Annotated in this window: 6 protein-coding genes and 4 pseudogenes; 5 read left to right on the plus strand and 5 right to left on the minus strand. The window is 37.6% G+C overall.

Annotated features, from left to right (window positions below; all coding sequences use genetic code 11):
- Positions 1-112: 112 nt before the first annotated feature.
- The 4 genes and pseudogenes from licT (at position 113) to ACLN19_RS07315 (ending at position 6,502) form a co-directional block, all read left to right on the plus strand.
- Positions 113-952 (plus strand): annotated as a pseudogene (gene licT, locus ACLN19_RS07300) (BglG family transcription antiterminator LicT).
- 363 nt (positions 953-1,315) lie between these two features.
- The gene (locus ACLN19_RS07305) at positions 1,316-3,220 is read left to right on the plus strand and encodes a beta-glucoside-specific PTS transporter subunit IIABC (RefSeq protein ID WP_413384852.1); all 1,905 of its coding nucleotides are present in this window, start codon (positions 1,316-1,318) and stop codon (positions 3,218-3,220) included.
- 202 nt (positions 3,221-3,422) lie between these two features.
- Positions 3,423-4,904, plus strand: a pseudogene (locus ACLN19_RS07310) (family 1 glycosylhydrolase).
- Positions 4,905-5,755: 851 nt separating this feature from the next.
- The gene (locus ACLN19_RS07315) at positions 5,756-6,502 is read left to right on the plus strand and encodes a Panacea domain-containing protein (protein ID WP_413384854.1); all 747 of its coding nucleotides are present in this window, start codon (positions 5,756-5,758) and stop codon (positions 6,500-6,502) included.
- Between the two features lie 354 nt (positions 6,503-6,856).
- Here ACLN19_RS07315 and ACLN19_RS07320 read toward each other — a convergent pair whose 3' ends face one another.
- The 3 genes from ACLN19_RS07320 to ACLN19_RS07330 form a co-directional block, all read right to left on the minus strand.
- Positions 6,857-7,060 (minus strand): hypothetical protein, encoded by a 204-nt coding sequence (locus ACLN19_RS07320; RefSeq protein WP_413384857.1) that lies wholly within the window; start codon positions 7,058-7,060, stop codon positions 6,857-6,859.
- Positions 7,061-7,183: 123 nt separating this feature from the next.
- The gene (locus tag ACLN19_RS07325; protein ID WP_413384859.1) at positions 7,184-7,741 is read right to left on the minus strand and encodes a DapH/DapD/GlmU-related protein; all 558 of its coding nucleotides are present in this window, start codon (positions 7,739-7,741) and stop codon (positions 7,184-7,186) included.
- A gap of 19 nt (positions 7,742-7,760) precedes the next feature.
- Positions 7,761-8,735: an alpha/beta hydrolase gene (locus ACLN19_RS07330; protein ID WP_413384860.1), complete on the minus strand. Its 975-nt coding sequence runs from the start codon at positions 8,733-8,735 to the stop codon at positions 7,761-7,763.
- A 134-nt stretch (positions 8,736-8,869) separates the two neighbouring features.
- On the opposite strand from ACLN19_RS07330, the gene ACLN19_RS07335 reads away from it, so the two are divergent.
- Positions 8,870-9,757 (plus strand): LysR family transcriptional regulator, encoded by an 888-nt coding sequence (locus ACLN19_RS07335; RefSeq protein ID WP_413384862.1) that lies wholly within the window; start codon positions 8,870-8,872, stop codon positions 9,755-9,757.
- Positions 9,758-9,763: 6 nt separating this feature from the next.
- On the opposite strand, the pseudogene ACLN19_RS07340 reads toward ACLN19_RS07335, so the two are convergent.
- Positions 9,764-9,856: pseudogene (locus ACLN19_RS07340) on the minus strand (type II-A CRISPR-associated protein Csn2); the annotation flags it as partial.
- An 11-nt stretch (positions 9,857-9,867) separates the two neighbouring features.
- Positions 9,868-14,034 (minus strand): annotated as a pseudogene (cas9, locus tag ACLN19_RS07345) (type II CRISPR RNA-guided endonuclease Cas9).
- Positions 14,035-14,070: the final 36 nt, after the last annotated feature.

The following is a 14,070-nucleotide window of genomic DNA, read 5'->3' on the forward strand; positions in this document are numbered from 1 at the left end:
GCCGTTGCTTAAATCTTTTATTATTTCATTGTCCACTTGACAGGGAGCAGTTCAATTTGCTGTGGGTTTAGGTTCTTTTTTATTAAAATGGAAAGAATGACGCGGTTTAGGTATGTTACATATTGAAAAGGTATACAACAATAATGTTGTCCAAGTGGTAGATGACAAGGGGCAGGAGTTAGTTGTCATGGGCAAGGGCATAGGCTTTCAAAAGAAGTCAGGAGAAGAACTGAATCCTGAGCAGATTGAAAAGACCTACATCTTGCAACATGAACATCAGACCCAAGGTTTATCAGAACTCTATTTAAATATGAAGCCAGAAGAACTTGAGGTGGTTAATGCTATTCTTAGCAAGGCTTAGAAAGAGCTGGAGATGAAGTTTGACCTATCTCTCTATGTTGCTTTGGGGGATCATCTGCATTTTGTTTTTCAACGTAGTCGTGAGGGAATAGCACTTGAAAATCCTTTGTCTTGGGAAGTTCGAAAATTTTATCCGAAGGAATATCAAGTTGGTCTAGCTGCCTTGGAGATTATCAAAGAAAAATTAGAGTTGACTTTAGAGAAGGGGGAAGCTTCTTCTATCGCTCTTCATCTGATTAATGCTCAAAAAAATGGCGTGTTCGGAGAGGAGACGCAGACGATTAGCAAGATTGTTACACAGATTTTAGATATTGTCCGTCTGCATTTTGGTTGGGCTAGCTACGATGAGGATCATACTAGCTATCATCGATTTGTGACCCATATTCAGTATTTTGCTCAGCGTGTTGCAAATAGGGTAGTTGAAGGTGCTAATGATGCCTTCCTCTACGAGCAGGTGAAACAGAACTATCCCGATTCTTTTGCCTGTATGGAGAAGATTCGTACTTATATCTATAAGAGTTATCAGTTTGAAATGTCTAAGGACGAACAGGTCTATTTGACTATTCACATTCAAAGGCTTAAGACACAGTAATACTCAGCAAAAATTAAGATATGAGGACATCAAGAGCCAAGGAAGGCTGTCTTTTTTCCGAGCTTTTAGCTCGGGTCTAATTATAGCAAGATACCAGACCCGTTAAGAATTCAAACTACACCTAAGCACTCATTGTATATAGAGTAAAAGCCCATAGAAAATAGTTTTTGAAAAAAAAAAATATTGGAAAGCGCTTGCAATATAGAGGAAGTTTTGATATGATAGATTCATCGAAGGATTGTTACTGATTAAGCAGGCAAAACCTAAATATATACAGAACGATATTTTTCAGCGACGCTGTCAAATCTGGTTTGGTATATATTTAGGTTTTTCTATTTATTAGAAAAGAGAAAGGAGCCGAAAATGGCAAAAGATTATTCAGAATTGGCAACAGATATTGTTGCCCATGTCGGTGGAAAAGACAATATCAAATGTTTGAAACACTGTGTAACTCGTCTTCGCTTTGGATTGAAAGATGAGAGTAAGGCAGATACAGACTATCTCAAGGCTCGTGATGGTATTGTGACAGTTGTACAGGCTGGTGGACAGTACCAAGTGGTGATTGGGAATCATGTACCTGATGTGTACGCAGCTGTTCAGAAAGTAGCAGGCATTGCAGGTAGCGGTAGTTTGGATATTGATGAAGGGGACGGGATAAAAGGAAATATCTTTAATCAGTTTATTGATTTGGTATCTGGCATCTTTCAGCCTTTCCTAGGCCCCTTGGCAGCAGCTGGTATTATCAAGGGACTTGTGGCAATTATGGCAGCCAATGGCTTGAGTGCTGATAATAGTGCTATCTATGTTATTCTTAATGCTGCTGGTGATGGTTTCTTCCAATATCTCCCCCTATTGATTGCCCTGACTGCTTCTCGTAAATTTAAGATGAATGAATTTACCGCCCTTGCAATAGGAGCTGCTTTGGTCTATCCAAGCCTAGCGACCTCTGTTGCTGGATTGACAGAGGCAAATCTCAACAACATCTTAGGGATTCATTTTAGCCTACCTCAAGGTGGCTACTTCTCTACCGTTATGCCAGCGATTTTGGCAGTATGGGGTGCTTCTCATATAGAAAGGCTGGTGCGAAAAATCACCCCTGATGTGGTGAAATTGTTTGTTGTCCCCTTTGTGACATTGATGATTTCTGTTCCTCTTACTTTCTTGGTGGTCGGTCCTGTTGCCAATCTGGCATCAGATGGGCTCAGTTATTTCTTCCAAGCCATCATGAACTTTAGTCCTATTCTCTATGGCTTGGTTTTGGGAGCTATGTGGCAAGTCATGGTGATGTTTGGTCTCCACTGGGCTATTGTTCCATTGGCTATTCTTGATGCAGCGACTAACGGTCAATCCCTCATCTTAACACCAGCACTATTACCAAACTTCACCCAAACGGGAGTTCTTTTAGCCATCATCCTAAAAACCAAGGAGAAAAAAGTCAAATCTGTAGCAATGCCAGCCTTTATCTCCTCTATCTTTGGAGTGACTGAACCAGCCATCTATGGTGTGACCCTTCCTATGCGCACTCCATTTATCATCAGCTGTGCGGTTAGTGGTTTGATTGGTGCTTATGTGATGTTTGCAGATGTAGTTGGATATTCCATTGGTGCTATGGGTATTTTCCTCTATCCCTCTCTAGTAGATCCTGCGACAGGTAACATGTCAGGGATGTATGCAGCCATTCTGGGAACCATCGGAGCGACTGCTCTCTCCTTTGTGATTCAAATGCTCCTACCAGTTCCAACTCTGTATGGTGGAGTGAGTGATAAAAAAGAAGAAAGTTCTGAAGAGCCTATCCCAGCCTTAAAAGCAATCAAGCAAGAAATCTTAGCGAGCCCTCTTATCGGTCGGGCTGTCAAATTGGAAGATGTTCCAGATCAGGTCTTTGCTTCTGGTGCTATGGGAAAAGGAATTGCCATTGATCCTGTAGACGGGATTCTCGTATCGCCAGCCAAGGCAGAAGTGACCCTTGTCTTTCCGACAAAGCATGCTATTGGTTTACGAACTGAAAACAGTGCAGAAATCCTTATCCATATTGGTATGGACACCGTATCTCTTGCAGGAAAAGCCTTTCAATCCTTCGTAGAAATTGGTGATCAGGTTGAAGCTGGACAAAAGTTACTAGAATTTGATCTTCATCAGATTAAGGCAGCAGGTCTACCAGTTATCACTCCTATTATTGTGACCAATACAGCAGACTACGAGGATATATTGGTGACACAAGAAAGCCAGTTGAATAGTGGAGACTATCTACTGACAACGGTGAAATAGCTGACAGCAGGTAAAACCTTTGAAAAAGGCATCGATTGAAGTAGGGCAAGAGATTTGAAAATCGGTCAGTTCTTCCTTCATATTTCCTCCTTGTCGTAGGATAGTATCATCATAGCATATTATCGGACAAGAAAAGGTTTTTTAAACAGTTTATACTATCTTTATAACTATCATCATTAACTTTATAAAAGGAGCATTTCTAATGACAAAATTTCCTAAAAATTTCCTATGGGGTGGGGCTATTGCCGCTAACCAAGCAGAGGGTGCTTACAATGTCGACGGGCGTGGTCTGGTACAGACAGACGTTACGACAGGGGGAACGGTCACAAGTCCTCGGTATACAACCTACATTGACAAAGATGGGAAACCTGGGAAAGTGCCGTCTATGGGACATACAATCAAGATTCCAGAAGGGTCTTCATTTGCGATTTTGGAAGACCATTATTATCCCAACCATCAAGCGGTTGACTTTTATCACCGCTATAAGGAAGATATCAGACTGTTTGCAGAGATGGGCTATACAATCTTCCGTCTATCCATTTCATGGGCTCGGATTTTCCCAAATGGAGATGATACTGAGCCGAACCAAGCAGGTCTTGATTTCTATCGTTCGGTCTTTGAAGAGTGCCATAAATACGGCATTGAACCCTTGGTTTCTATCTGGCATTTTGATACACCCCTCTCACTGGAGACTCGCTACGGTGGCTGGGCTAATCGACAATTAGTTGATTTTTATGTCCGCTATGCAGAGACAATTTTCAGAGAATATAAGGGCTTGGTCAAGTACTGGATTACCTTTAATGAGATTAATAATACCATTATGTTCCTTGACCTATTTGAGGATAACTTGACAGATGCAGATTACCAAGAAGCCTATCAGCACTTGCACCATCAGTTTCTCGCTTCAGCCAAGGCAGTTGCCTTGGGACATGAGATTGATCTAAGTTTTCAATTTGGAAATATGATCTGTGGGATTACCTTCTATCCAGGCACCTGTGACCCAGCAGATATTTTAGAAAATCAGCACAAATGGGAGCAAAACATCTACTATTGCAGCGATGTTCAGGCAAAAGGTCACTATGGCTCTTATGCAAAACGGCTGTGGGATGAGCATCAGGTTGTGCTAGAGATGGAGGACGACGATCTTGAAATATTGGCAAAAGGTAAGGTAGATATGTACACCTTCTCCTACTACATGTCGACGGTTGTGACCACTCATGATGTAGAAGACAAGGTATCTGGGAACTTCTCAATCGGTGCAAAAAATCCCTATCTAGACTATTCTGAATGGGGATGGGCTCAAGATTAGACAGGACTTCAATATTATTTGGAAAAAATGTATGATCGCTATGGTCTGCCTATGATGATTGTGGAAAATGGATTAGGTGCTTTGGATAGGGTTGAAGATGATGGCTCTATCCATGATTCCTATAGAATTGATTACCACCGTGCCCATGTAGAGGCCATGGCAGAAGCTCTTGCCAATGGTGTGGATTTAATTGCCTATACCACATGGGGCTGTATTGACATCGTATCAGCCGGAACAGGTGAGATGCGCAAACGCTATGGCTTTATCTATGTGGATATGGATGACGAGGGAAATGGTAGTCTAGATCGGACACCGAAAGATTCATTTTATTGGTATAAAAAAGTCATCGCCAGTAATGGTGAAGATATAGAGTAGATAGAAGGGAGTGTGGAAGAACTTGACAAGTCAAAAAAGACTTAGTTTTTCCTCATTTCCTCTTTTTATAGTTGTGTCATTATGTACCCTCACATCTTAATAGAGCTGGGACTAAGAGCTGTATAAAAACATACTAAGATTAGTAGTGAGGAAATCTCCGATGGGAGAGTACTTGCTACTTTTTTATTCTCAAAGTGATAAAGTAGAGGTTCCTTGTTAAGTCGTAATTCTTTTTTAGGAAAAATGTTATCAAAGTATGTTGGACGCTAGACCTCAAGTATTGAAAATAACATCACTAAAATAAGGAAGCATTCAAGACAAAGAGGTAATAGTATGCGTACCGTTTTAAGGATTAACGTGAGTAAGGTGAGTTTAGAAGTAGCTATTGGGTCAATGGTGAGATGGTTCAATCTCTTTATATATTTTGAGCTGAAAAACATTGAAATGCTTGATAAAGGGGGAAATTCAAATTACCGAAATTAGTATTACTATACTAAATAAATTATAAAATCTAACTTTCTAGTATTTAAATATTATTTCTGTGTTTCCCCTATTTAGGTTAAAATGCACTCTTCAATTTTAACTTAAGATGTTAGTATACTGGTAAAATACAGTCGCATAGCGGACTAAATCATTTGAATTTAATATAAAAATGGTTGACAAACTGGCCTATTATTGTATATTAATTATGTAATACATATTGGTAAGTAATGATTTTTAAGACACAGGTGATAAATGTGAGTACTTGTGTTTTTTATTACTAAATTTAGGAGGAAAGACTAGTCACTTTAAAGTCATATTCTTATCCACACAATTATCACAAAGCAAATTTAGAAAAGGAGGGATGATTAATGTATCAACATTTTATATTAGTTGCTAGTTCGTATGTTATAGGTAGCCGATTAGGATTTCATCTAGTTGCACCAGAAGGACAACTAGATAATGATATCATTGAGAGCATGCTTAAAAGACTTAATGACATTAATCGAGATGATATTGGTATACATTCATTTACAACTGATAGTAATAGTTGGGAAAGTGTTATTAAACTAGATTCATTTTTTCAAGATATCATTGTTTGTACTGATTTTGATGAATTTGAAAATAGGCTACTATCAGATTCGAAACTATCAGCCCTTGACGTTGCTAAATTTTTTCTAGTGGTGCAGCCGATTTCACATTTAAAATTGCAAAAATTGATTTATTTAGCCTATAAATTATACCTTATCAACTATCAACAACCGTTATTTGATGAGAAAATTATTGCTTTTCAATATGGACCAGTTATTGAAGAGGTATACCATAAATTTAAACAATATGGTTCAGAAACAATAACGATTGATGATCAATCAGAATATATATTAGAAAACATTCATCTACCCCAAGCACTCGGAAGGATGTTTCTAATAAAAGATTCTGAACAAATAATTGATACTTTGCTCGATACTCTAACTAAGTACGGCGATTTGTCAGCAAGACAATTAGTTGATTTAACGCATTCAGCTAAAGGACCATGGGATACTGTATATAAACCGTCTCAAAATTGTGAAATAACTGATGATATTATCCTTTCACAGGCTGATTACGAAACTTTATAAGAAAACAACTTTTTATTGATTAACCTAGCCAATAACTGTATTTATCAAAAAAACAAGCCTGAATTTCATTTCAGGCTTGTTTTTTTGATATCTAGACAATTTATAAAAATTAAAACAAATATCTCAAAAGATAAAGTGCATCATTTTATAAGAGTATAATTATTTTATTCTTTCCGAAAAATTATGATTTTCTTGAAAGAATAAGCACGCTATCCATTTCGCCTAAATGTGTCTCTTGCTCTCTTCTAACCTGTTTTTGAGATAATTTTTCACGTAAACGATTATTAGATTGTTAAAATAACTTACCGTATTTGTTTCTGTAAATTGGTGATTTTAAACATACCAACAGGAGGTCTAGATATTTAAAATCCCTACATAATCACGCCAAGTTTCTAACCAATTCTTTTGATTTCTAGCTATCTCTTTTTGAGCAAATTTAATATCATAATCAGCTAAATCAATATTTTCAACAACCTCAAGTGTTTTTAAAGAAAATATGCCAATCAGTTCATCTTCGTCATACATTCTAACCACAGGATTCTTAGGATTATTTCTCATATCTTCTTTAGATAACTCAAGACCTGTTAGTCCAAATGATTATATAACGAAAATCACCTATAAAGGAACAAAACTAGATTTAATCATTTATAATTTTAAAAAACCAAGGATATTCCTTGGTTTTTAAGCTATTATTTTTATCACTCGTGCTGGGCTTCCTGCCACAATGGTGTTGTCAGGGACATTTTTGGTAACCGTACTATTTGCAGCTACAATTGCATTTTCGCCAATAATCACACCAGGGAGTACGGTCGCTCCTGCTCCCAACCAAGCATTTTTCTTGATAAGGATGGGGCTGATTTGTAAGCCACGACGCTTGGTTGGGTCAATAATATGATTGACTGTAATCAGATTGACTCGTGGTCCTATCAGCACCTTGTCCTCAATCGTAATACCTCCTAAATCAGCCAAAAACACTTCTTTATTGATAAAAACCTCTTTTCCGATACTGATATGACTGCCAAAATCCGTTTGAAAAGGCAAGGATATACTGACTGTTTTATCCAGCGTTTGTCCTGTCATCTGGGATATCAAGTCCTTAACCTCTTCTGATGTTTTTAAACCATGGTTAAGCTCTTGAATCAGGATTTCATTTTGCGCCTTTACTTGATGAATCAGCTCAAAAAGAGGATCTTCAGCTAATATTTCAGTACGCTTACTCAACTCTTCCATCAGTCTCATAGGCTACCTAACTTTCTTTTTAAGCTAAATGCTCTTTGATAAAGGTTTCCATCTCATCAAATGGAATAATGTCTTTTTGGTCATAAAGGTCTGTGTGACTAGCTCCTGCAACCGTCAACAATTTTTTATTGTCTCCGACTAATTGCTTGAAAGCCTCTTGCCCCATATAGTAAGAATGCGCCTTATCTCCATGGACAATCAAAACCGCATTTTGAATCTCATGACTATAGTATAGTAGCTCAGTATTTAATAGGCTAGCATTTGACTGAATAGCCCAGCCGTTATTGGAGTTGAGACTGCGCTTATGATAACCACGTGGTTCTTTATAGTAAGCATAGTAATCTTTGACAAAATCTGGGGCATCCTCTGGTAGGGAATCAACAACGCCTCCTGCAAGTTTGTAATGAGCCTCTTTAGCATCTAAAGTGCGTTGGTTAGCTAAGTCAATGCGCATCTGATGACGACTCTCTTTGCTATCATAACGATCAAAATAGCCTTTTCTAGCCACACGTGAGAGGTCATACATGGTTGAGGCAACAGTTACTTTAATGCGAGGATCAAGCGTCGCAACGTTTAGGGCATAACCACCCCATCCACAAATCCCAATAATACCGATACGTTTGGCATCAACTTGCGGATGGGTCACTAAAAAATCCACTGCTGCTTGAAAATCCTCTGTATTGATGTCAGGGGATTGCATGTCACGTGGAAAACCACCTGATTCACCTGTAAAAGACGGATCAAAAGCTATTGTCAAGAAGCCTCTTTCTGCCATTTCTTGCGCATAAAGACCTGATGACTGCTCTTTCACAGCTCCAAAAGGGCCTGCCACAGCTAGAGCTGGAAGAAGCGCTTCAATCTTTTTGGGTTTATAGAGGTCAGCCACTAAAGTAATTCCAAAATGGTTGGTAAACCTCACTTTTTCATAATCAACTTTGTCACTTTTAGCAAATACTTTATCCCATTCAATTGTCTGATTCATAAGTTCTGTCATTTTCTTCCCTCCATATTTCAGTTAAGTCTAGTATAGCTCACTTCACTACTATAATCCAATGCTTTGTTAGTATAGATATTATGCTTTTTAAGCATAGTATGTTATACTGTTAAAAAACTAAGGAAAGAAAGCTTATGGATATTCGTATTCTCAATTACTTTGTCACTATTGCACAAGAAAAAAATATCACACGTGCTGCTGAAAAGCTTCTGATGACACAACCTGCCCTATCACGCCAATTAAAATTATTGGAAGAAGAGTTGGGTGTTGTTCTTTTTCGACGAAGTAGTCGCCAGCTTCAATTGACCGAAGATGGGCAATATCTCTATAATCGCGCCTTAGAGATTCTCTCTCTAGTCAATAAGACAGAAGAAACTCTGACACGCAAAGGAGATATTGGAGGAGACCTCTATATAGGGGCTGCTGAGAGTGCCTCTATGTTTCTAATCGCCAAAGCCTGTGACCGTATGCTCTCTATGTACCCACAGGTTCGGTTTCATTTTTTATCCGATAACGCTGATGCTGTCTATGAAAATCTCGATAAAGGTATCTTAGACTTTGGTATCGTATTTGCCACACAGGTCTCTCATAAGTACCAATCTCTAGAATTACCAAGTCAAGATCATTGGTGTATTATTGCCCCCAAACATCATCCTTTGGCTATTCAAAAAGAGATTAGCTTAACTGATATTATCACCTATCCTTTGATTATTTCTGCGCAGACCAATCATCTGGATCATAGTCTGTTTAAGGGGCTAGGTGATTATCGAATTGTCGCGACCTACAACTTGCTCTATAATGCAGGGCTATTAGTCAAGGTCGGCCTAGGCATCGCTTTAGCCTTAGATGGCATTGTGCAAGACCCTGATTTAGTTACTATTCCTTTAAAAGAACAAGGCAATGATAAGCTATATCTCATCTGGAGACATAAAGCCAATCAAACAGCTACTGAACTTGCTTTTATGAATGAAGTCAATCAGCAAATTGAAAACGCAAACACAGAAACTAATAACAGGAGCTGACTTTAGTCAACTCCTGTTTTCTTCCATTAAGAAATAGTCTCTATCCAAAACATATTGTGGCAAATTGTGTAGCCGCCGTGACTCTAAGAATAATACTGTTTGATTGACAACTACTGTTCACCATCCCATGGTTCCTCTCCTAGCTTACTAAGGTCGATACGTGTTTCATAAAGCCCTGTGATAGATTGATGGATGAGGGTAGCATTTAATAATGAGGATGGCGTGTAACCTCTATATCGTGGAATTTTAGTCCCTAAAAAATCAAAATCAGATGAACTACCTAATGAAATCAATTCAAATATTCCATTATTACTACCACCTATCTTCCCTAAAAGACTGTCTCGAATTTCTTCTAAAGTATACTTATCCATTTTATCAACCTTATCAGAAATAAGTTGTGAATTTTTAACATCATGCACAAATCGATTATTGAAACTAAGAATGAGAACTACTAAATCTTTAATTTCTTCTCTGTGCTCCTCAACATACTTACGATGATTGGCTCCTATTGTCTTATGCATATTTTTAAGGTGATAAAGTAATGTTAAAAAATAACTCGGAATTACTATCTCATTGGCTTTGTGTATCTCACCACGTTTATTATTTGTCGATAAGATACTTCCAAGCATCCTTCTAACACCATTATCCAGCTCAAATAGACTATATTTTGGCAGAACAATATAAGAATAAATTTCTTGATAACCTAGTTCTTTTAAAAATTCAATGGGATTATTTTCAAAATGTTGCTTATCAAGAATTGAAATACCTTGAAATTCTTTTATCCGAGTGAGCTTCTTTTTCACTCCTTTTTCAACTGTAGCATCAACCAAAACAGCAAATGAGTTTGAAATGCCTGCATAACCACCATACTTTTTAACATCTAAACCACGTTTTGCTGGGACCAAGTTTTCCTTACTACCTTTTACAGGCTTTGGAGATAGATTAGCATTATAAAATCCTTTTGGCTTTCCTCTATCAAGCCCATGAGTCTGCACTTCTGTTTTCTTCACAATATTCACCTGTGGGTATGACAGCACTTTTTTGACAGTAGCGATATGTTTTGTTTTATCCCAGGCAATTTCACCTGTTTCTTTATTAACTTCAATCACAGGGCGACGTTCAATAACTTCACCATTTGTTAATTTGATGTTTGTTTTAAACATATTCATGATATTAGACTAGAAGAATAGTCTCTCTGTAGCAGTTTTACGGACTTTAAAGCTATTATATTTAGGATAGTCGCCATAGACGAATTCTGGTTCCAATTTTGGATAGCGCACTAAAAGGGCTTTAGCAACAACAGCATTGAGATAAGCATCATGCGCATGATGATGGTTATTGACTTCACGCATTTTATAAAGCTCAAACTCTCTACGGAAATTAGACACCAAACTGGATTTCAGGGTCACGACTTTCACTTGACGAATACGATTTCCATTTTCGTCAACTGTTTTATTAAATCTCTCATCTAAGATACGGGCAACGTGTTTAGTAATCTGTCTCGTCTCAACTAATTGTCGTCTGATAAAGCCAGCCTTGTCCTCTTGAGTCAGCTTTTGCTTTGTCAAATTCTGGTATTTTCGTTGAGACATTAAGCCACTACGCCATAACTTCTCCCAAAATCCTCTCATCTTCTTAACCACAGCTTCACTCGGAACATCATCTGATTTACCACGGTTGATAGAAGACGATACTAGGACACGATTATCAATCGAATCATCCTTAATAAAGGCCTGTGGGATGATATGGTCAATATCATATTGACTAAGATTATCTCTATCTAGTGGATCTCCTGTGTACATATCATGACCGTTTTGCAGATAGAAAAGATAGACTCTGTCATCTCGTAATTGATTATTATCTACAGGGAACCTCTTCAATATATCGCTACCAAGTTTGTTTAGACCCTTTTCTAATCGTTTCAAACGTTGTTGGGATTTGCGACGCCCACTAGCTGTCGTTTGGTTTTCACGTGCCATTTCAACAACAATCTGCTCAGGCTCATATCCCATTACTCTGACCAATTCATCAACAATCTTGAGACTCTGTAAAATACCTTTTTTAATCGCAGGACTACCAGCCAAATCTTTAACAACCTGATGAATATCAGCCTCAGCATCTATGGATTGCGCTTTTGCAATCTCATCTTTAAAGCTCAAGCTATCATCCGTGATAAGCTGCATTAAATTACGATTGGCATGACCGTCATCAATCAAATAAGCCATAATGGTTTTATTTGATTGTCTATCTTTAATCCCATCAATTAACTTCTTGGATAGGCGCCCCCAACCTGTATAATGACGACGAGAAAGCTGTTTTAACACCTTTGAATCCAACTGCTCAGCGTATTTTGCTAAACGTTGTTTAATCATCTCCCTGTCTTCAAAAAGCGTCAAGGTCAGCACAATATCCTCAAGTATATCAGCATTTTCAGGGGCATCCATGAAGTCCTTGTCTTTGATGATGTTTAATAAATCTTGGTAAGTCTTATAAGAGGCATTAAAAGCTCCCGTTTCACTATCTAAACCTTGAATATCAACAATTCTATCCTTAGGAAACTGCTTTTTTAAGAAAGCAAGCAGCTTTTTCTTAGTCACTTTTCGTTCTTGCTTGAAAAGACTATCAAAAATTTCTTCTTTTACTTTTGCATCAAAAAATTTAGCCTCATCGATATCATTAACATACTTGATTTTAGTGAGTTCATTATAGACTGTAAATTTTTCATAGAGAAGGCTGTGCTTTGGTAACACTTTTTCCTTTGGTAGATATAAATCATTGTTGGTCATACGCTCAATAAAAGCTTGTGCTGAACGTTCTTTATCAATAACTTCATCAAAATTCCATGGCCTAATCTGCTCGTCTGACTGAAAACTTGCCCAAGAAAATTCGCTTTGCCCATTCCTATCCAAAGGTCCGACATAGTAGGGAATTCTAAAGGTTAAAATCTGTTTGATTTTCGCTTCATTTTCTTTAAAAAATGGGTAATACCCACCTTGACGTTCTAGAATAGCCGTCATCTCTGCTAAATGAACCTGATGAGGAATAGCCCCATTATCAAAGGTCCGTTGCTTTCTCAGAAAATCTTCTCGCTCTATTTTTTCAAGAAAGACTTCACTACCGTCTTTATTAGCAAGCAGTTTTTTCAAGTATTTATAAAAATCTTCTTGATTCGTCTTACCGTCAATATAGCCTGCATAACCGTTCTTATTGACATCATAGAAAATTTCTTTATAACTATCTGGTAAATGTTTACGAATATATCGCTTAAGAAGAACTAAATCCGCTTGATGTTCCTCGTATCGTTTAACCATAGACGCTGACAATGGCGCTTTTGTACTCACATCATTAGCTGATAATATGCCTGAGAGTAAAATGCTATCGTACAATTTGCGAACAGCCACAAAAACGTCCGCGTATTCATCACCAATCTGACCCAGTAAAATTTCTAAATCCTCATCATAAGAATCCTTAGATAGTTGTAACTTAGCATCCTCTTCTAACTTAAAAGTCGTTTTAAAATTAGTCAATAAACCAAAAGCAAGCGATACTAGCTTCCCAAAGAATGTATTTTTAGTTTGACCTGGAAAATGAGACAGTAAATCTTCCACTTTCTTAGCTTTACTTGTTTTTTTAGCAATAATCTCAGCAATATCAACCTTGATATCCGCTAGATAACTGTCTTCTTCAACGAGATCATAAGCCTCTAAAAATTGGTCAAACAACTTCTGACTATCCAGATTTTGAATATCGATTGGCTCATCAATTAAAAAATGACCTCTATATTTGATTATATGTGCTAGAGCTAAATAGACCAAACGTAGGTCTGCCTGCTCTTGAGAATCTGCTAAGTGTTTTCTCAAATGATAAATAGTTGGAAACTCCTTGTGATAGTTGATTTCTTCAGCTAGACTCCCAAAAATAGGGTGTCTCTCACTTCTCTTATCCTCTGGAGTTAAAAATGAATCATCTAAACGCTGGAAAAAGCTCTCATCAATCTTATTGATGGCATCTTGGAAAATTTCTTGCAAGTACAAGATACGATTGCGACGACGTGTGTAGCGACGACGCCCTGTCCGTTTTAATCTAGTCCCTTTTGCTGTTTCACCACTATCAAACAAGAAAGCTCCCAATAAGTTTTTCTTGATATATTTTTTATCCGTGTTCCCCAGGACTTTAAATTTTTTTGCAGGAACCTTGTAATCATCAGTGACAATAGCCCAACCGATAGAATTTGTCCCAATATCTAAACCGATAGAATATGCTTTTCTTTTTGCCATATTAAGTCTCCTTTTTAAAAATTAACTCCGTATTAT

It is taken from the genome of Streptococcus lishijunsis, assembly GCF_047290665.1.
Taxonomy (GTDB): domain Bacteria; phylum Bacillota; class Bacilli; order Lactobacillales; family Streptococcaceae; genus Streptococcus.

Bases quoted from the DNA above. Each gene is read 5' to 3' on its own strand.
- ACLN19_RS07315 (WP_413384854.1), top strand. From the start codon at position 5,756: ATGTATCAACATTTTATATTAGTTGCTAGTTCGTATGTTATAGGTAGC.
- ACLN19_RS07305 (WP_413384852.1), top strand. From the start codon at position 1,316: ATGGCAAAAGATTATTCAGAATTGGCAACAGATATTGTTGCCCATGTC.
- ACLN19_RS07325 (WP_413384859.1), bottom strand. From the start codon at position 7,741: ATGAGACTGATGGAAGAGTTGAGTAAGCGTACTGAAATATTAGCTGAA.
- ACLN19_RS07335 (WP_413384862.1), top strand. From the start codon at position 8,870: ATGGATATTCGTATTCTCAATTACTTTGTCACTATTGCACAAGAAAAA.
- ACLN19_RS07330 (WP_413384860.1), bottom strand. From the start codon at position 8,735: ATGACAGAACTTATGAATCAGACAATTGAATGGGATAAAGTATTTGCT.
- ACLN19_RS07320 (WP_413384857.1), bottom strand. From the start codon at position 7,060: ATGAGAAATAATCCTAAGAATCCTGTGGTTAGAATGTATGACGAAGAT.